Source organism: Aliiroseovarius subalbicans, assembly GCF_022678625.1.
GTDB lineage: Bacteria > Pseudomonadota > Alphaproteobacteria > Rhodobacterales > Rhodobacteraceae > Aliiroseovarius_A > Aliiroseovarius_A subalbicans.
The window spans coordinates 68,039-87,607 of record NZ_JALBYQ010000004.1; the positions used below are offsets into that span (position 1 = coordinate 68,039).

Annotated in this window: 15 protein-coding genes and 2 pseudogenes; 10 read left to right on the forward strand and 7 right to left on the reverse strand. The window is 58.3% G+C overall.

Features of this window, described 5'->3' with window-relative positions; genetic code table 11:
* The first annotated feature begins 81 nt into the window (after positions 1 to 81).
* Complete coding sequence (locus tag MN188_RS13070; RefSeq protein ID WP_242109586.1) at positions 82 to 1,509, forward strand: alpha/beta fold hydrolase; 1,428 nt, start codon at positions 82 to 84, stop codon at positions 1,507 to 1,509.
* 167 nt (positions 1,510 to 1,676) lie between these two features.
* Here the strand turns inward: MN188_RS13070 and MN188_RS13075 are convergent, their stop codons facing one another.
* Positions 1,677 to 2,594 (reverse strand): LysR substrate-binding domain-containing protein, encoded by a 918-nt coding sequence (locus MN188_RS13075; RefSeq protein ID WP_242109588.1) that lies wholly within the window; start codon positions 2,592 to 2,594, stop codon positions 1,677 to 1,679.
* Between the two features lie 132 nt (positions 2,595 to 2,726).
* On the opposite strand from MN188_RS13075, the gene katG reads away from it, so the two are divergent.
* The 9 genes and pseudogenes from katG to MN188_RS13120 form a co-directional block, all read left to right on the forward strand.
* On the forward strand, positions 2,727 to 4,907 hold the full coding sequence (gene katG / locus MN188_RS13080) for a catalase/peroxidase HPI (RefSeq protein ID WP_242109589.1): 2,181 nt from the start codon (positions 2,727 to 2,729) through the stop codon (positions 4,905 to 4,907).
* Positions 4,908 to 5,538: 631 nt separating this feature from the next.
* Positions 5,539 to 6,429, forward strand: coding sequence for a sensor histidine kinase (locus tag MN188_RS13085; protein WP_242109590.1), 891 nt, complete (start codon positions 5,539 to 5,541; stop codon positions 6,427 to 6,429).
* A 111-nt stretch (positions 6,430 to 6,540) separates the two neighbouring features.
* On the forward strand, positions 6,541 to 7,578 hold the full coding sequence (locus tag MN188_RS13090; protein ID WP_242109591.1) for a substrate-binding domain-containing protein: 1,038 nt from the start codon (positions 6,541 to 6,543) through the stop codon (positions 7,576 to 7,578).
* A 107-nt stretch (positions 7,579 to 7,685) separates the two neighbouring features.
* Positions 7,686 to 8,585 (forward strand): annotated as a pseudogene (gene pstC / locus MN188_RS13095) (phosphate ABC transporter permease subunit PstC); the annotation flags it as partial.
* Positions 8,578 to 9,837 (forward strand): phosphate ABC transporter permease PstA, encoded by a 1,260-nt coding sequence (gene pstA, locus MN188_RS13100; RefSeq protein ID WP_242109592.1) that lies wholly within the window; start codon positions 8,578 to 8,580, stop codon positions 9,835 to 9,837. The pseudogene pstC and the gene pstA, both read left to right, overlap by 8 nt.
* Positions 9,838 to 9,857: 20 nt before the next feature.
* Complete coding sequence (pstB, locus tag MN188_RS13105) at positions 9,858 to 10,601, forward strand: phosphate ABC transporter ATP-binding protein PstB (RefSeq protein ID WP_338023247.1); 744 nt, start codon at positions 9,858 to 9,860, stop codon at positions 10,599 to 10,601.
* 9 nt (positions 10,602 to 10,610) lie between these two features.
* Positions 10,611 to 11,309 (forward strand): phosphate signaling complex protein PhoU, encoded by a 699-nt coding sequence (gene phoU, locus MN188_RS13110; protein WP_242109594.1) that lies wholly within the window; start codon positions 10,611 to 10,613, stop codon positions 11,307 to 11,309.
* 30 nt (positions 11,310 to 11,339) lie between these two features.
* A complete protein-coding gene (locus MN188_RS13115; RefSeq protein WP_242109595.1) occupies positions 11,340 to 12,032 on the forward strand; it encodes a response regulator in 693 nt (230 codons plus the stop codon).
* 83 nt (positions 12,033 to 12,115) lie between these two features.
* A pseudogene (locus tag MN188_RS13120) lies at positions 12,116 to 12,817 on the forward strand (IS6 family transposase); the annotation flags it as partial.
* A 124-nt stretch (positions 12,818 to 12,941) separates the two neighbouring features.
* Here MN188_RS13120 and MN188_RS13125 read toward each other — a convergent pair.
* The 6 genes from MN188_RS13125 to MN188_RS13150 are packed head-to-tail and all read right to left on the reverse strand — an operon-like array spanning position 12,942 to position 19,529.
* Complete coding sequence (locus tag MN188_RS13125; RefSeq protein ID WP_242109597.1) at positions 12,942 to 13,898, reverse strand: dipeptide ABC transporter ATP-binding protein; 957 nt, start codon at positions 13,896 to 13,898, stop codon at positions 12,942 to 12,944.
* A complete protein-coding gene (locus MN188_RS13130) occupies positions 13,895 to 14,872 on the reverse strand; it encodes an ABC transporter ATP-binding protein (protein ID WP_242109598.1) in 978 nt (325 codons plus the stop codon). The genes MN188_RS13125 and MN188_RS13130 overlap by 4 nt, the downstream gene beginning before the upstream one ends.
* Before the next feature lie 4 nt (positions 14,873 to 14,876).
* Positions 14,877 to 15,767 (reverse strand): ABC transporter permease subunit, encoded by an 891-nt coding sequence (locus MN188_RS13135; RefSeq protein ID WP_242109599.1) that lies wholly within the window; start codon positions 15,765 to 15,767, stop codon positions 14,877 to 14,879.
* Positions 15,767 to 16,774 (reverse strand): ABC transporter permease subunit, encoded by a 1,008-nt coding sequence (locus MN188_RS13140; protein ID WP_242109600.1) that lies wholly within the window; start codon positions 16,772 to 16,774, stop codon positions 15,767 to 15,769. The genes MN188_RS13135 and MN188_RS13140 overlap by 1 nt, the downstream gene beginning before the upstream one ends.
* Positions 16,768 to 17,877 (reverse strand): M24 family metallopeptidase, encoded by a 1,110-nt coding sequence (locus MN188_RS13145; RefSeq protein WP_242109601.1) that lies wholly within the window; start codon positions 17,875 to 17,877, stop codon positions 16,768 to 16,770. The genes MN188_RS13140 and MN188_RS13145 overlap by 7 nt, the downstream gene beginning before the upstream one ends.
* Before the next feature lie 59 nt (positions 17,878 to 17,936).
* Complete coding sequence (locus MN188_RS13150; RefSeq protein WP_242109602.1) at positions 17,937 to 19,529, reverse strand: ABC transporter substrate-binding protein; 1,593 nt, start codon at positions 19,527 to 19,529, stop codon at positions 17,937 to 17,939.
* Between the last annotated feature and the right edge of the window lie 40 nt (positions 19,530 to 19,569).

Consider the following 19,569-nt stretch of genomic DNA (forward strand, 5'->3'; position numbering starts at 1 on the left):
ATCCGCAATCACATCTATTGATACGAGCGAGGTCCCGTTTCTGGATCTCGCGACATTTGGCGTAACCACGCAAGGACCAGCGTGAAAGCCAACACAAACGGCTCGACCTTCGGGATCGCTGATTTGGCTGGTGGCGCGTCCATCAAGAATGATGTGCTCCATTGGGTCTGGTTCGCCCTGCGTCGTAATGCGGCGCCCCTTTTCGACATGTTCAACGCCCCATGCTGCAGCGAACGCACGCGCGGTGTCTTTGTCCAAAGCGCTCGGGGAACTGGTGAAAAACGTCAAAAGGTCCAAATCGCGAATTCCTTATCAAACGATAATGCCAGCTTTGCTCGCGCCCAGTACGACGGCTCTAACGGTAAGGAGAACAACCAAATGACGATACCAACTCCGCAGCACAGTGGGCAAGCGGCAATCTTCGGTCTCGCAGCCAGCGGAACCCCGACAAAATCGATAGAGGATTCTCCAATTGCTTTGCAGAATTCAAAACCAAACAGAAAGTTGATCATGCGAGTATTTAAGACTGGTCTAGTTATCTCAGGTGGCGCGATTGGGGCGTTAGTCTTGGCCGCGTTTGGTTTGTATTTCGCCACATCCGGGCAATACCCTGTGGCCGCCACCGTGGTCGACGATGCCTCGCTTCCACAAATCGAAATCAACGGTGTGCGTCTGCATGCGGAAACATACGGCGACCCATCGAACCCGGTGATCATTGTACTGCACGGAGGTCCGGGCGGAGATTACAGATCACAACTTGCAGCAAAATCACTGGCGGATACCAATTTCGTCGTGTTCTACGACCAAAGAGGTGCGGGACTGTCCGAAAGAGTTCCGGCGGAAGAGTTGACCGTCCCCAACTATATGACAGAGCTTGACGCGGTAATTGAAAAATACTCTCCAGATCGCCCCGTGACGCTGTTGGGGCATTCATGGGGCGCAATGCTTGCGACGGCCTATTTGGGAGAAGCTCCGGAAAAAGTTGCACGCGCAATTCTGTTGGAACCGGGCTTTTTCACGGGCGAAGAGGCTCAGGATTGGATGACACAAGCAAAACCATATATGTCCGGACTGGGATTTTATTGGCAGGCCGCAATCGCCGCTTTTCAGTCTCTGCATGTGTCTGGTCCCGACTCTAGCGCCGGTCAGGACTATATGATGAGCGAAATCATTCACGAATTCGTCAGTCATCCGGAAAACCCGTATCACTGTGCCGGCGAAGAATTCGATGCGGCGGCGTGGCGATTTGGTGCAACGGCCAGCCAAACGGCCGGCAATACCGGTGCTGCCGAAATTGAACTTATTGCCCAAGGTGCAGAAAGCTATCCCGGACCTGTTCTGTTGCTCGCCAGTGCGTGCAACGATTGGATTGGCGAGGATGCGCAACGTGTTCACCTAAGCTTTTTTCAAAACGGAGAGCTTTCGATTGTACCAAACTCCGGTCACGATATGATTTGGGACAATCCAGACGAAACAATGCCCTTGATACGTGCATTTCTTAGCAAATAAACCAGAGACAAGGGCTGTCAGTGTGGACAGCCCTTGTCGCAACATTCACCCAAAGCGGTCGTTGGCCCATTTGGCAGCATCGGTAGTTTTTGTGCTCAAACCCGCCACTGGCTGCAGCTTGCACTATGGTCTGCTCTGCGGACAAAACGGTCTTTCCACACGGATGTTCAAATGGCTGCCTTGAACGAGGTGCGTCTAGCTTCATCGGCATTTCGAACGATTTCCGCGATCCGGTGGTATTGATGGGCGAGAGGGCTGGTCTTGCGCCAAAGCATGCCCACAGTGCGCGATGGCTGCGGCTCTGAGAAGCGGGCGACCGAAACGGCGGCGGCGCCGGTTTCGACGGGAATGGCCATCTCGGGAACGAGTGTCACACCAAGCCCGGCCCCGACCATCTGCACCAAGGTCGAGAGCGAGGAGCCGTCCAGAGTTTCGCGCGGCTGGTTCGGTTGAATATTGCAGAACGAAAGCGCCTGGTCGCGGAAACAGTGGCCTTCCTCGAGAAGAAGAAGTTGCATTTCCTGCAGCATGTCCCGGTCCGGAACTGGCTTGTTCCGATCCGCATCAGGGCGGATGAGGACGAAGTTCTCGTCGAACAGTGGGACCTCGGTCAGGCTGGGCTCAGAGATCGGCAGCGCCAGGATAGCTGTATCTATCCGACCTTCGGTCAGTTCCTTGATGAGGGTTGATGTCATGGTTTCACGGACGCGGATATCCACACCGGCAAAGCTCTGATTGAGCCGTTCGACGATGGTGGGCAAGAGATAGGGCGCGATGGTCGGGATCACGCCGATGCGCAACTGCCCGATCCATTGGCCCTTGGCAGCGCGCGCGAGATCTCCCAGTTCATCGACCGCGCGCAGGATCTCCTGTGTCCGTTTCAGGAACTCGCGGCCCAGCGTTGTCAGCCGGACCCGGCGCGGCATGCGCTCGAACAAGGTGCTGCCGAGAGTTTCCTCAAGCTCCCTGATCTGTACGGACAGGGCTGGCTGGGACACGGCGCAAGCCTCTGCGGCGTGACCGAAATGGCCATGCCGGGCGAGTGAATCGAAATAGCGAAGCTGACGGATGGTGATGTTAGTCATAGGAAAGAATTATCATGAGAATTGGATAATGCAATTTTCTCTTATCAAGATGTTGCGCTACACAGGTCAGGAAGACGGATCAGACCTGATCTCCACCCCAAACAGCGAATTCACCTCAATGGGAGAAACATGATGGACGGAAACAACAGCGGCAAATGCCCGGTCGTACACGGCGCGACAAGCGTCGGTATGCGGTCGAACAAGGATTGGTGGCCCAACCAACTCAACCTCCGCATTCTGCATCAAAACTCGGCCAAGTCCGACCCGATGGGCGATGGCTTTGATTATGCCGAGGCGTTCAAGACGCTCGATCTTGATGCGCTCAAGAAAGATCTGCGGGACCTGATGACGGACAGCCAAGATTGGTGGCCGGCCGACTATGGCCATTATGGCGGTTTGTTCATCCGCATGGCCTGGCACAGCGCCGGCACCTATCGCACAGCGGACGGGCGCGGTGGCGCGGGAACTGGGCAGCAGCGCTTTGCTCCGTTGAACTCGTGGCCCGACAACGGGAACCTCGACAAGGCACGCCGCCTCCTGTGGCCGATCAAGCAGGAATACGGCAACGCGATTTCCTGGGCCGATTTGATGATCCTCGCGGGCAACGTCGCGATTGAGAGCATGGGCGGTCCGACGTTTGGCTTTGCCGGTGGCCGCGCCGATGTTTGGGAACCCGAGGAGGATACCTATTGGGGGGCCGAGACCGAATGGCTGGCGCCGGACGACAATCCCAACAGCCGTTATTCGGGCACGCGCGATCTGGAGAACCCGCTGGCCGCCGTGCAGATGGGCCTGATCTATGTGAACCCGGAGGGGCCGGACGGGCAACCCGACATTCTCGCCTCGGGCCGCGACGTGCGCGAAACCTTTGCCCGCATGGCGATGAACGACGAGGAAACCGTGGCGCTGGTTGCAGGCGGTCACACCTTTGGCAAGGCGCACGGTGCGGGCGATCCGGGGCTGGTTGGCCCTGAACCCGAAGCCGCCCCGATTGAGGAGATGGGCCTGGGCTGGATCAACGCCCATGGCTCGGGCAAGGGGGATGACACCACCACAAGCGGGATCGAGGGCGCCTGGACCGCCAACCCGATCCAGTGGGACAATGGCTATTTCGACCTGCTGTTTGGCTATGACTGGAACCTGACCAAATCGCCCGCCGGGGCGTGGATCTGGGAGCCGGCCGGCGTGACCGAAGAGGACATGGCACCGCAAGCCCACGACCCTTCGAAGAAGGTTCCGACCATGATGACCACCGCCGACATGGCGATGCGGATGGACCCGATCTATGGCCCCATCTCGAAACGGTTCCACGAAAACCCGGCAGAGTTTGCGGATGCCTTCGCGCGGGCTTGGTTCAAGCTGACACATCGCGACATGGGCCCCAGATCGCGCTATCTTGGTGGGGAAGTGCCGGGTGAGGAGCTGATCTGGCAGGATCCGATTCCGGCCTCGGAAACTGACCTGAACAATGATGAGCTGACCGACCTGAAAGCAGCGGTGCTCGCCTCGGGCCTGAGCGTGTCGGACCTGGTCAAAACCGCCTGGGCTTCGGCTTCGACCTTCCGCGGCTCTGACAAGCGCGGTGGCGCCAACGGTGCGCGTATCCGGTTGGACCCGATGAACCGCTGGGAGGTCAACGAGCCCGAAGAACTGGCGCGGGTGCTGGCGACGCTGGATGAGGTCCGCACGGGCTTCGGCAAGCCGGTCTCGATGGCTGATCTGATCGTCGTCGGTGGTGCGGCGGCGATCGAGAGGGCCGCGGGGAATGCGGGCCATGACGTGACCGTCCCAGTGACCTTGGGTCGCGGCGACGCCACCCAGGACATGACCGATGTCGAAAGCATCGGCCATCTGGAGCCGGCCGCCGACGGCTTCCGCAACTGGCAGAAGACCGAGTACACGATCTCGCCGGAAGAACTCCTGGTCGACAAAGCCCAGCTTCTGACCCTGAGCGCACCGGAAATGACCGTGTTGATCGGCGGCCTGAGGGTGCTGGGTGCAAACCACGGTGGCAGCGCGCATGGCGTCCTGACCGATCGGGAAGGTCAACTCACCAATGACTTCTTCACGAACCTGCTCGACATGGGCACGACGTGGACGGACATGGGCGATGGCATTTTTGAAGGTCGTGACCGCGGCGCCGAGAAAGCCAGGTGGACCGCAACGCGGGTCGACCTCGTGTTCGGCTCGAACTCGCAATTGCGTGCCCTGGCGGAAGTCTACGGTCAGAAGGATGCAGGCGAGAGATTCGTGGCCGACTTCATCGCTGCCTGGAACAAGGTCATGAACGTGGATCGCTTCGACCTGACCTAAGTGTTCACACCTGTAGGTGAAATTAGCATTGGCGGTGCCCGAGGACATTGGGCACCGCTTTTTTTTGCTATTGGCACCACAATAATGGCTGTGCACCACGTCACGGCCATTCGAACACAGCGCAGCATCCGTCACGGTGGGCTCACAGCCGTCATCCGGTAGAAACAGTCAGGCAAATTTGGCGTTTTTTGCGGCTCATGGTCTGCAGGGCTGACGGTTCAGACTTTCGTTGCTTGCGTTCCGATGGCTGCTTTCACGGGTTCACGATCTTTGGGTCAGTTATTGCGGGCAACAAACATCACCGCTTTCGAGTCAGTGCTTGATTTGTGTGAAGGCAACAGTATGACGCGCCGTCAGCTGAACGGCCGTACCCCCGCGCGGGAATCCAATGATCTGGACAAATCGGCGACGATGATGAAACTCGTCCGAGTGGCCCATACGATACCCGACACTGATCGAGGACTAAGTGACTTTATATACGAACCCTTTTGACGCTGTTGCGATCCCTGTTGTTGTGCTGGATTGCAAATTTCAGGTTGTCACTGCGAACAAAGAAGCTCGAAAGGCCTTTGGGGGCGATGACCAGTCTTCCAATATCCAAGACCTCCTTTTGCAAAAGCGCGAAGTGCGCATGCTTTTACAAAAAACGCTGGAGACAGGCGCCGAGACAACCACGTCACTTTCAATCAAGGCAGGGTTCGGAACGGTGTTTCAAATGTCGATCCGGCGCGTTCCTGTGGTAGACAGACCCGATGGTATTGCGCTTGTGCTCACATTCGAAGACCGCTCGTCCTTGCTGGATGTCAAAGCGATGCGCAGTGATTTTGTGGCCAATGTCTCGCATGAAATTCGGTCGCCGCTGACGGCGATTTCGGGTTTTGTCGAAACGCTTTTGGGTCCGGCGCGCGATGACCCGGCCGCGCAGGAACGGTTTCTGCAGCTTATGGACAAAGAGGTTGCACGGATGACCAACCTGGTGAGCGACCTGCTGTCCTTGTCGCGTGTCGAGGTCAAGGAACGCCGGGCACCTAAGAAAACCGTCGATCCGAACCAAATCATCTTGCAAGCCGAAGAAATCGCCGAGGCTTTTGCGCGAAAACACGGAAAAACACTCGTTGTCACGACCAATGGCGTGCTGCCAGAGATCTTGGGAAACCATGACGATCTGGTGCGTGTGTTGATCAACCTGTTCGAAAACGCGGTCACCTATAGCCGCGAAGGGGGCGAGATCCGCATGTCCGCCGACGTTGATTGCGGCGACAATCCTCTTAACAAGACAGCAATACGCATTTCCGTCTGCGATCAGGGGGAGGGCATTCCAGCCGCCGAGATCCCCCGCCTGACCGAACGGTTTTACCGTGTCGACAAAAGCCGGTCGCGCAGCGTCGGCGGCACCGGACTTGGCCTGGCGATTGTGAAACATATCCTGCTGCGCCACCGCGGCAAGCTTGAGATCGAAAGCACCCTTGGCGAAGGGTCCGAGTTTCGAATTTACCTGCCGATCGCGGAAACCTCAAAATAATCCGCACTGTCACTGAACTGTTACAAGCCTGTCGTACCCGTGAATCATTCCCGGTCGAATGACGTGTCGTTCCCTTCGGAGCCATACAGTCACTTAAGGAGATGATTTAACATGACTGCCACCTATACGCCTCTGACGGCAGCGGTGCTTTTCGCCCTTGCCAGCGCCGCGCCCGCCTTTGCCCGCGATCAAATCAGCATTGTCGGATCGTCCACGGTGTTCCCGTTTTCGACAAGCGTTGCCGAGCGGTTCGGCAAATCCACCGACTTCAAAACGCCGGTTGTCGAAAGCACCGGGTCGGGTGGCGGGCTCAAGCTTTTTTGCAGTGGGATCGGCGAAGGCTTTCCCGACATCGCCAATGCATCGCGCCGGATCAAATCCTCCGAGGTCGAAAAATGTGCCGAAAACGGCGTGACCGAAATCGTAGAGGCCACGATCGGCTTTGACGGGATCGTTCTGGCAAATTCGAGAAATGCGCCGATGCTGGAAATCACGACCCGCGATATCTTCCTGGCTCTGGCCAAGGATGTTCCAAACGGGGACGGCACGACGCAGCCGAACCCTTACACGATGTGGAATGAGATTGACCCGGATCTGCCTGCGGTCAAAATCGAGGTTCTGGGCCCGCCACCCACATCCGGTACGCGCGATGCCTTTGCCGAACTGGCGCTGGAGGGCGGGTGCAAGAGCTTTGACTGGATTAGCGCTTTGGCGCAGTCCGACAAGGACGCCTACAAGGCGCTCTGCCACACAATCCGCGAGGACGGCGCCTTTGTTGAAGCGGGCGAAAACGACAATTTGATCGTGCAAAAACTGCAGGCAAATTCATCCGCTTTCGGCGTTTTTGGCTACAGCTTTCTTGAGCAGAACAGCGACAGCGTTCAGGGCGCGGCCATCAACGGTGTTAATCCTGAATTCGAAGAGATCGCCGAGGGAAACTACCCGATTGCGCGCTCGCTGTTCTTCTACGTCAAGAAAGCGCATATCGGCATGGTTCCCGGGATCGAAGCCTTCCTGGCCGAGTTCACCGATGAGGATACCTGGGGCGAGGATGGCTATCTTGTCGACAAGGGCCTTATCCCCCTGGGCGGCGATGTCCGCACGGTATGGTCGGCAAAGATCAACGGGCTCGAACTGCTTGATATGTAAAGAAATCGGGGTTGGGGCCGGTTCGGCCCCAGCCCTTCACGTGGTTTGGGGGCTTCATGTCAAACACCACCATAGATTTTGACCGAAAGACGCGACCGGCCTGGATAGATCGGTTGATCATCGCGGTTTTGTGGCTTGCAGCTACGGTTGCCATATTGGTGACCATCGGCATCATCCTTTCGCTTTTGGCTGAAACGATCCGGTTTCTGGAAAAAGTTCCGCTGCGTGAGTTCCTGTTTGGTCTCGAATGGTCGCCGCAAACGGCCATCCGGGCTGATCAGGTCGGCGCCGAGGGCAGTTTCGGTGCCATACCGCTGATCAACGGCACCCTTCTGATCAGCGCCATCGCTATGGTCGTGGCGACGCCGCTGGGCCTGGCTTCGGCGGTATACCTTTCTGAATATGCCTCAAAACGGGCGCGCGACTGGATAAAGCCGGCGCTGGAAATCCTCGCGGGGATTCCCACCGTGGTCTACGGGTTTTTCGCGGCTCTCACCGTCGCCCCTTTCATCCGGATGACCGGCGGACAGTTCGGGCTGGAGATCGCATCGGAAAGTGCGCTGGCGGCAGGTATGGTGATGGGCATCATGATTGTGCCGCTGATCTCGTCGCTGTCAGATGATGTGATCAATGCGGTGCCGCAATCTCTGCGCGATGCATCGCTTGGGCTGGGTGCAACCCAGTCGGAAACTGTGCGCAAAGTGATTTTGCCCGCAGCCCTTCCCGGTATCTCTGGCGCGCTCTTGCTGGCGACGTCGCGTGCGATTGGCGAGACCATGATTGTGGTCATGGCCGCCGGACTGGCGGCGAAGCTGACCCTAAACCCGCTTGATGCCGTCACAACGATCACCGCGCAGATTGTCGCCCTTTTGACCGGCGATCAGGAGTTTGATTCAGCCAAGACCCTGTCGGCCTTCGCTCTGGGTCTGCTTTTGTTCATCCTCACCCTGTGCCTGAACATCGCTGCCCAATGGATCACCCGAAAATACCGAGAGCAATATGACTGATTTCATAGACAAAGCGGGCTTTGGCCTGAAGGCCCGCCACCGGGCCGAGAAGCGCTTTCAGTGGACCGGGCGGCTGGCCATTCTGATTTCGCTGGCCTTTCTTGCCTGGATGGTCGTCACGATCATGATCGGCGCCTCTGGTGCGGTTCGGCTCGTCCAAATCGCGGTGCCGGTTGATCTGAGTGTCGAAAATGTCGACCCTGATGACATTGCAGGAGCCGGATACGGGGCGATCATCAAACAGGGCCTGCGCGCGCAGTTTCCCGAGGTGAGCAAGCGCGCCGAAAAGAAACGGCTTTACAATTTGGTCAGCCCCGAAGGCAGTTTTGAACTTGAACGCCAAGTTCTGTCTGATCCCACCTTATTGGGCGGAACACCCTTGGTGTGGGTGACAGCATCGGATGACTTGAGCCTCTATGTGCGCGGAAAAATCAACACCGACTTGCCCGAGGATCAGCGCCAGATCTCGGATCAGGAGATCGCTTGGGTTGACCAAATTCAAGACCAGGGCCGGATACGCAATGTGGCCAACTGGGGCTTTCTGACCAACGGAGACAGCCGCGAACCAGAGATCGCCGGCATTCTGGCCGCCTTTGTCGGATCGGCCCTGTCGCTAAGCGTGTGCTTCCTTTTGTCCTTTCCTGTCGGTATCGCGGCAGCGACCTATCTTGAGGAATTCGCCCCGGCCAACCGGGTCTCGGACGTGATTGAAGTGAATATCAACAACCTGGCAGCTGTGCCCTCAATCGTCTTTGGCCTGCTGGGCCTGTCGATTTTCCTGGGCTATTTTGGGCTGCCGCGATCCTCGCCGTTGGTGGGCGGGATGGTGCTGTCGTTGATGACCTTGCCGACGATCATCATCGCCTCGCGGGCCAGTCTGAAATCGGTGCCACCCTCGATCAAAGAGGCCGCTCTGGCGATTGGTGCAACCCCGGTTCAGGCGGTGTTTCACCATGTCTTCCCGGTGGCCTTGCCCGGCATGATGACTGGTGCGATCGTCGGCATGGCACGCGCCCTGGGGGACACCGCGCCTTTGTTGATGATCGGGATGGTCGCGTTCATCGTCGATGTGCCGCGTTCGATCCTTGAACCCGCAACCGCCCTGCCGGTCCAGATTTTCCTGTGGGCAGACAGCCCCGAGCGCGCATTTTCAGAAAAAACCTCGGCGGCGATCATCGTGCTGCTGGTCTTTCTGGTGGCGATGAACATGGTCGCCATTCTGTTGCGCCGCAAACTTGAACAAAGGTTCTGACGATGAACGATCCCTTTATCATGGCACGCAGTGTCAACGTGTTTTACGGCGATAAACAGGCGCTGTTCGATGTCGACCTGGATATCGAAGAAAAGCGTGTGACGGCGCTGATTGGCCCTTCGGGGTGCGGGAAATCGACCTTTCTTAGGGCGATCAACCGAATGAATGACTTGATCCCGATCTGCCGGTTCGCGGGCTCGCTTAAGATCAGTGGGCACGAGATTTACGACCCCGATGTCGATGTGGTGGCGCTACGGGCGCAGGTTGGAATGGTCTTCCAAAAACCCAACCCGTTCCCCAAGTCGATCTTTGAAAACGTCGCCTACGGGCTGAAAATCCACAAGATGACCAGTTCGAAAACCGAGCTTGCAGACCGGGTTGAATGGAGTTTGAAAAGCGCGGGGCTTTGGGATGAAATTGCTGACCGGCTGGACGAGCCCGGCAATTCCCTGTCTGGTGGTCAGCAACAGCGCCTGTGCATCGCACGCACCATTGCGGTCGAGCCCAAAGTGATCCTGATGGATGAGCCGTGTTCGGCCCTTGATCCGATTGCCACGGCGGTGGTCGAAGATCTGATCGATGGTCTACGCAAAGATTTCACCATTGTAATCGTGACCCATTCCATGCAGCAGGCGGCGCGCATATCGCAGCGCACGGCGTTTTTTCACCTTGGGAATCTGGTCGAGGTGGGCGACACAAAGACTGTGTTTACCAACCCGCAGGAAGAGCGGACACAAAACTATATCACCGGACGGATCGGGTAGGACGGACAAATGGAACACACACATATTGTCGGACGCTTCGACAAAGACCTGAACAAAATCGAAGCACGCATCCTTGCGATGGGCGCGCTTGTCGCGGCTCAATTGCGGGACGCAACAGCAACCCTTGCCGCGCCGGACGGGGCCGAAATCACGCGGATTGTGACGGTTGACCGCCGGATCAACGGTATGAACGGGGCCATTGTCAAACGCTGTGAGCGGCTTATCGCCCTGCGCCAGCCCATGGCAATGGACCTTCGTGAGGCGATGTCACCGATCAACGTCGCCGGTGAACTTGAGCGGGTCGGGGACCACGCGAAATCCACCGCGAAACGGGCGCGCAAACTGGGCGCGGACCGGATACCCGAAGAACAGCTTGAGATCATCATGCAGATGAGCGCCATCGTCCAGACCCAGCTGGAGGCTGTTCTACGCGCCTATAGCGACGGTGATATCGATCTGTCCCGTTTGATCTGTGACCAGGACAGGCAAGTTGATGCGCTGAACAGGGCTCTGTTCAAAGGCGCGGTGAAAACGCTTACCTCATCCGGCGACAATGCAAAGTCCATCATGCATGCGGTCCTGATTTCGCGCAATTTTGAACGGGTCGGGGACCATATCGTAAACATCGCCCGTCACGTCATCCATATCGTGACCGGCGCTGATGTAGCCAGCAAGGTCGAGACGGATGATGGACTGGATGGTAAATAGAGATTTGACTGCTAAAACGGGGCGCCCGAGATGAGTCTTGCCAACCCAAGAATTCTTGTAATCGAAGACGAACCGTCACAGGTCGAATTACTGCGCTATAACTTCACCCGTCAGGGGTTCCAGGTGGACATCGCGGACGACGGAGAAGAGGGGCTGTTGGCTGCAAAAGAGAGCCCACCCGATCTGATTTTGCTGGATTGGATGCTTCCCAACTTGTCCGGCATCGAGGTGTGTCGCCAATTGCGACGCGACAAACGGACCCGCGAAATCCCCATCATTATGCTGACAGCCCGTTCGGAAGAGCGTGACAAGATCCGTGGGCTGGACATTGGCGCGGATGACTACGTGTCCAAACCCTATCTGATCAAGGAATTGACGGCCCGGGTGCGCGCAGCCCTGCGTCGCCCGATCGCCCGGGTTTTTTCGGGCCAGCTAACCGTTGGCGCACTTGATGTGGATATTGAAAAGCACACAGTTTCCCTCGCGGGTAAACGGCTGCAAACCAGCCCAACCGAGTTCCGGTTGCTTGTGACGCTCATGCAAAGCCCGGGTCGGGTGTTTTCGCGCACGCAATTGCTCGACCTTGTTTGGGGAATTTCCTCCGACGTGGACACAAGGACGGTGGATGTTCACATCGGGCGGCTGAGGCGCACCTTGAAACAAGCAGGGTGTGGTGAAATGGTCCGAACCGAACGCGGCTTCGGATACGCGATTGATGGCTGAATTTTGATGGTGCGACCCCTCCTCGCGGCACTGGCAGACAAAACCGGCTTGAGCCGGGCAGGGTGGTTTCGCAGCTTTGCCGGATGACAAAACGCAGCCCATTTCGCTATTTCAAGACAAGTCCGGACATCATCCGCCTGGCGGTGATGACGTATGTTCGATTTCCTCTTTCCCTTCGGAATGTCGAGGATCTTTTGAACGAGCGTGGGATCGACGTCAGCCACGAAACGGGTCGATTCTGGTGGAATGAATTTGGCCCGATGTTCGCATCTGAGATCCGCGGAAATCGGATATGCCGGATGGGATCTTATGCGAACTGGCAGTGGCACCTCGACGATGTTTACGTGAAGATCAACGGCAAGACGCACTACTAATGGCGGGCTGTGGATCGCTAAGGCGAAGTGCTGGAGAGCTATGTCACCAAGCGCCGGGATCGCAAAGCAGCATTGAAATTCCTTAGAAAATCAATGAAACGCCATGGCCGACCAGAAGTCTTTGTGACTGATGAGTTGCGTTCGTTTGGCGCTGCGATGAAGGTCATCGGCATTGCGACAAACAGAAAACCGGGCACCGGCTGAACAAATGGGGCGAGAATTCACACCAGCCGTTTCGGCGACGAGAACAGGCGATGCAGGGCTTTCGCAGTATGGTAGGTTTGCAGAAATTCGTCGCCGTTCACGCCTGCGTCCATAACCATTTCAATCTGGATCGCCCCCCTTTACTCACGCGCCAATTTCCAGATCAACCGAAGCGCCGCTCTCTCCGAGTGGCGCCAGCTTTGTTCGGCATGGGTTCTGGCATCTAGCGGCAATCAGCGACTGGTTCGCATTTGCCTGACACCACCCACAAAGCCAACTTGTCTGCCACAAGCGGCCGCCAAACCTCACTCACTGCAAGAGCTGAGTCCGTCTATCCTTCAGGATAGAAACACGCGGCCCGATGCTGGTCCCCGGAAAGGGTTGGGAGCTCTTGTCGGCACTTCTCTTTGGCTTTCCAACAGCGCGGCGCAAAGGGGCAGCCGCTTGAAATGTCCAGAGGTGACGGCAGCTCACCGCTGAGCTTGATCCGTTCTTTGCGCCCTTTCGGGTCTGCATTCGGCGTCGCAGACAGCAGTGCGCGGGTATAAGGGTGCTGCGGGGCCGCGAAGATTTGAGCCTTGGGTCCGACCTCAACCGCACGGCCCAGATACATGACGATCACATCGTCCGCGACGTGACGCACGACGGACAGGTCGTGGCTGATGAACAGATAGGCGAGGTGCAGGCGGTCCTGCAGTTCGGTCAGAAGGTTCAGGATCGCGCTTTGGATCGACAGGTCCAGCGCAGAGACGGGTTCATCAAGCACCAGCACCTTCGGGTTCAGCATAAGGGCGCGCGCAATGGCGATCCTTTGACGCTGACCGCCCGAGAACATATGGGGATAGCGATCGAAATGTTCGGGCCGTAGGCCAACCATTTCCAGCATGTCGCGCGCCCGTTGTTCGCGTTCAGCGCGCGTCAAATCCGGGCGATTGATGGTCAGGGGTTCCTGCAGGATGACCCCGACCCGCTGCCGGGGGTTGAGCGACCCATAGGGGTCCTGAAAAACGATCTGCACCGATTGCCGCAAACTGGCCCAGTCCGAGGGCAGCATTGGCTTGCCGTCCAGTGTCAATTCGCCTTCGGTCGGGGGCTCGATCATCGCAACCATGCGGGCCAGGGTCGATTTTCCACATCCACTTTCGCCAACGACAGCCAAGGTCTTGCCCGCCGCCAGTTCGAAATCGAGCCCGGCCACGGCGCGCAGCACGCGCGGTTTTCGCATCACGCCGGCGCTAACGTCATAATGGCGGTGTAGCCCCGCGCCCTGAATGACAGCTTCGGTCATGACGCCTTCCTTTCACCGGTATTCAGCGGATAGTGGCAACGCACTTGGCCGAGCTCTGGGCCTGCAGCGACGGGCGGCGTTGTCGTGCATGTCGCATCTGCAAACTTGCAGCGAGGCGAAAACAGGCAGCCGCTGGGGCGGTCGAACTGACCGGGAACGACCCCTGGAATGGTCGGCAGCAACTTGTCGGTTGCGCGTTCCGGCAGCGCATCCAGAAGGGCCGCAGTATAGGGATGATGTGGTTGATCAAACAGCGGCCCCACGGGCTGCTCCTCGATCTTCTGACCGGCGTATTGGACGCAGACACGTTCGGCCGTTTCGGCCACAACGCCCATGTCGTGGGTGATCAGAACCAGGCCCATGCCGGTTTCGCGTCGCAAGTCTGCCAGAAGGTCAAGGATCTGCGCCTGGATGGTCACGTCCAACGCCGTCGTCGGTTCGTCCGCGATCAGAAGCTTGGGCTTGCAAGCGATCGCCATTGCGATCATGACACGCTGGTTCATGCCGCCGGACATCTGGTGCGGAAAGGCCGTCAGACGTTTTTCCGCGTCGGGGATACCCACCTGTTCGAACAACTCGATGGCTCGTTTATGCCGCGTCGCGCGGTCCAGTCCAAGGTGCACGCGCAGGGCTTCCTTGATCTGCCAGCCGACCATGAAGCAGGGGTTCAGCGCTGTCATGGGTTCCTGAAAGATCATGGCCAGATCGTTGCCGATGATCTTTCGTCGCGCAGCCCTGTCGATGCGCAAAAGGTCGGCGCCGTCGAAGCTGAGTTCGTCGGCTGTGACGGTTGCTGTCCAAGGCAAAAGCCCCATGAGCGCGAGCATCGAGACAGATTTTCCCGATCCGCTTTCGCCGACGATGGCCAGAATTTCACCGGCATCGACATCAAGATCCACGGCGTCGACAGCCTGGAACGCGCCAGAGGCGGTTGAGAATGAAACGCTGAGGTTTCGGATGCGCAAGAGGGACATGGACTCAGCTCCTCTTCAGTTTCGGATCAAGCGCGTCGCGCAGGCCGTCACCCATCAGGTTGATGGCAAGCACAGTGACAAGGATGGCCAGACCGGGGAAGGTGACGACCCACCAGGCGCGCAGGATAAACTCGCGGGCCTCGGCCAGCATTGTGCCCCATTCAGGCGTCGGGGGCTGTGCGCCCATCCCCAGAAAGCCCAGCGCGGCGGCGTCAAGAATTGCGGTCGAAAACGACAGCGCCGCTTGCACGATGATCGGCGCCAGGCAGTTTGGCAGAACGGTGATGAACATCAGGCGCGGAAGACCGGCGCCCGCAACTTTGGCAGAGGTGACATAGTCCTTTTGCCGTTCGGACAGAACACTGGCGCGGGTCAGGCGCACATAGTGAGGTTGCAGCACGATGGCGATGGCGATCATCGCGTTGGTCAGCGAAGGTCCAAGAATGGCGACAAGAACCAGCGCCAGCAGAAGCGACGGGAACGCAAGGATGACATCCATGATCCGCATGATCACGCTGTCGAGCCATTTTGGCGCAAAGCCTGACAGCAGCCCCACCAGGATGCCGCCGGTCGCGGCAATGCTCACCACCACGACGCCCACAAAGAATGAGAACCGAGCGCCCACGATCAACCGGGACAGCATATCGCGGCCCAGTGGATCGGTCCCAAGGGGAAAGGTCCAACTGCCGCCCTCTTGCCAGAAGGGCGGTTGCAGTGTCGCATCACGAAACTGGGCGGTTGGATCGTGCGGCGCAATCCACGGGCCAAACAGGGCCAGGAAGGCGAACGCCGCGAACACCCACAGGCCGATGACGGCGCCGCGGTTCTCACGGAAATAATACCAGAATTCCTTCAGCGCGCTTGGCCGGGCAACTTCTGTAACAGCCTCGGTCATCAACGTTTCCTTATCTTGGGATTGATGACGCCATAGAGCATATCAACAGTCAAATTCACGACCATGACCGCAACGGCGATCAGCAACAGCCCGCCTTGCACGACCGGATAGTCGCGGCGGAAAATGCTGTCGACCATCCACTTGCCAATGCCCGGCCAGCTGAAAATGGTTTCGGTCAGGATTGCGCCCGCAAGCAGTGTGCCGACCGAAAGACCGATAACGGTGATGACCGGGATCAGAGCGTTGCGAAGCGCGTGGATCCCGTTGATCCGCCCCGGTGCCAGACCCTTGGCGCGGGCGGTTCGGATGTAATCCTCGCCCAGGACTTCCAGCATGGCCGATCGGGTCTGCCGCGCGATGACAGCCAGCGGGATGGTACCCAGAACGATTGTCGGCAACACAAGGTGACGCACTGCCGAAGTGAAGGCGCCCTTTTGTCCCGAGGACAGGCTGTCGATCAGCATGAAGCCGGTCGGGTCCGGAAAGTAATAGATCAGGTCGATCCGGCCCGAGACCGGAGTCCATTGCAGATTGCCGGAAAACACGATGATCAGCAAAAGTGCCCACCAGAAGATCGGCATGGAATACCCGATCAGCGCCGTGGACATCAGCAAACGGTCATAAAGTTTGCCCCGGTTCACAGCCGCAATGACACCAGCAGGCAGCCCGATGACCACCGCGAAGATCATGGCACAGGTGGACAGCTCCAGCGTGGCCGGAAACAGCGAAAAGAACTCATCCCACACGGGCCTTTTGGTGACAAAGGAATTGCCCAGGTCACCCTGTAGCACCCCGGTCAGATAATCCCAGAACTGGACATAGATCGGTCGGTCGAACCCGAACTGCGCCTCAAGCTCGGCATAGCGTTCGGCGGTCAGGCCGCGTTCGCCCGCCATGACGATAATCGGATCCCCCGGCAGGACGCGGATGAACCCAAAGGAAATCAGCGTGACACCGACGAAGGTCGGGATGAAAGTGAAAAGACGGCTCAGGACATAGTTCAGCATTTCAGCACCGTCAGTTCTTTGGGAAATTGGGTGAGTGACGCGCAGCCCTCTTCGGTGATCAACACATCATCCTCGATGCGGACGCCGAAGTTGTCGATCTCATACAGGCCCGGTTCGTTGGTATAGACGGTGCCTGCGGGCAACACCTGATGGTTCCCGCGCATGATATAGGGCGCTTCGTGCACATCGCGCCCCAGCCCGTGTCCGGTCTTGGTGCGGATGCGGTCGGCAAAAGGCGAAGCCTCCAGCACACCGGTGACGGCATCGTCGATCTGATGCGCGGTGACACCGGCCCGCGTCACATCGAACCCGGTCAGATTGGCGCGCAGGACGGTGTCATAGACCGCCTTTGCCTCATCCGTCGCGTAATCAAGGAACACGGTGCGCGTGATGTCGGCGGCAAAGCCGTGCTTGCGCGCGCCAAAGTCCAGCAAAAGCGCATCGCCTGCCTTCACCGCATAATCGGCGCGGGCCTTTGCATGCGGTCTGGCCGAGCCATCTCCGGCAGCCACAATCGGGTGAAACGCCTGATCCTCGGCACCTTCTGCGAAAAGGTTCTGGATCAGCGTCTGTTCGATCTCTTTCTCGGTCTGGCCAAGGCGCACCGATGCAAGCGTCCGCTCCAGGGCGCGCTCGGAAATCTCGATTGCGCTCGTCAGCGCGTCGATGTCGTCGGGTGTCTTGATCATCCGCAGCGCGGAGATTTCGCGCTCGGCGTCGATGATCTTCAGATCCGGTTGCGCGCGCAACATGGCGTGGTGGACGAAAACACGCATCACCTGCCCTTCGACGCCCAGCGTCGTGATCTGCAAATGATTCAGAAGGTCGGAAAAGCACGCGTCGTACCCATCCTGATCACGCCAATCGAAAACCGCGCCGTCAAAACCGACAAGATCCCAACTGCGCAACTCAAGGTTCGGGACCAGGGCGGCGGGGGTGCCCCTGGCCGGGACGACCAGCAGGAAGGGGCGTTCGTGGCTCATGAACGGATGGATGACCGCGCGCGTGAAATTCGGGCCGGGTACAAGCGCCACGGCATCTACGCCAAGCGCGCTGGCGACGTCGCCATATTCGGCCAAGCGGTCAGAGAGGAGGTTTTTCATTTGACTGTCCGTCACGTGAAAGCCAAGGGGCGCCCGTTACAGGCGCCCCAAGGGATTGCTTATTGCGACAGACCAACCTGGTTGAAGATGTGCCCACCCAGCGGGTGCACAATATAGCCTTCAACTTCGGGACGCATGGTCATGTAGACGACCGAGTGCGCGATCGTGGCCCAAGGTGCCTGTTCCTTGAAGATGACCTGCGCCTGCTCATAAAGCGGCTGACGCTCGGCCTGCGTCGGCAGAACCTTGGCTTGCTGGATCAGGTCTTCGAACGGCTGGTGGCACCATTGCGCCCGGTTCGAGTTCTCGCGACCGTCGCAGCCAAGCAGCACGGCCAGGAAGTTGTCCGGGTCGCCATTGTCGCCGGTCCAACCCAGAAGGATGGCACCATCACGGTCCAGTTCGCGCGAACGGGACAGGTATTCACCCCATTCGTAAGAAACGATCTCGACGGTGACACCGATCTTGGCAAAGTCTTCCTGCATCAGTTCGGCCATACGGCGCGCGTTCGGGTTATAGGGACGCTGAACGGGCATGGCCCAGATCTTCATCTCAAGACCCTCGACACCCTCGGCAGCCAGCATTTCCTTGGCCTTCTCGGGGTTGTATTCGTCGTCCGCAACCGCGTCGTTGTAGGACCACATCGTCGGCGGGATCGGGTTCTTGGCAATCTGGCCAGAGCCCTGGAAGACCACGTCGATGATCGCCTGCTTGTCGATCGCCATGTTGAGGGCACGACGCACGTTGGCGTTGTCATAGGGGGCAACGGTCGTGTTGTAGGCAAGGTAGCCGACGTTCAGACCTTCCTGTTCCATGACCACGATGTCTTCGGCGTCCTTCATCGCCTGAACATCAGCCGGGTTCGGATAGGCGGTCACATGACACTCGCCTGCCTGCACCTTCTGGTAACGAACAGAGGCATCCGGCGTGATCGCGAAGATCAGGCTTTGCACCTTGGCCGCATCACCCCAATAGGCGTCGTTGCGCAGGTAACGGATCACCGCGTCTTTCTGATAAGCTTGGAACGTGAACGGACCGGTGCCGATCGGCGCCTGGTTCATCATCTCAGGCGTGCCTGCGGCCAGCATGGCCTCGCCGTATTCGGCCGACATGACCGATGCGAAATCCATCGCCATGTTGGCAATGAACGGGGCTTCGGGCCGGGTCAGGTTGAAGACGACGGTGTAGTCGTCGACCTTCTCGATGCTCTCGATCAGATCGGGCATCGACATGCCGTCGAAGTATTCCCACGTGCCGCCGGAGACGCCGTTATACGGGTGGTCGTCGTTCTTCTGCCGGTTGAAGGTGAAGATCACGTCATCGGCGTTGAAGTCACGGCTGGGTGTGAACATATCGTTGGAATGAAACTTCACGCCCTTGCGGAGGTTGAAGGTGACGGTCTTGCCGTCCTCTGACACATCCCAGCTTTCGGCCAGCGCCGGAATCACCTCGGTTGTGCCGACCTTGAACTCGGTCAGGCGGTTGTAAAGCGGGTGGCTGGAGGCATCAAAGGTGGTGCCTGCGGTGTACAGCGCGGGATCGAATCCTTCCGGCGAACCTTCCGAGCAATAGACAAGAGATTGTGCCGAAGCCGCCGAGGCGCCAAGCGCGCCAATCAGCAAGCCAGCGGCAATTTTATTTTTGAATAACATGAAGTTATCTCCCTGTTTTGGTTTTGTTTGAAACGCATCT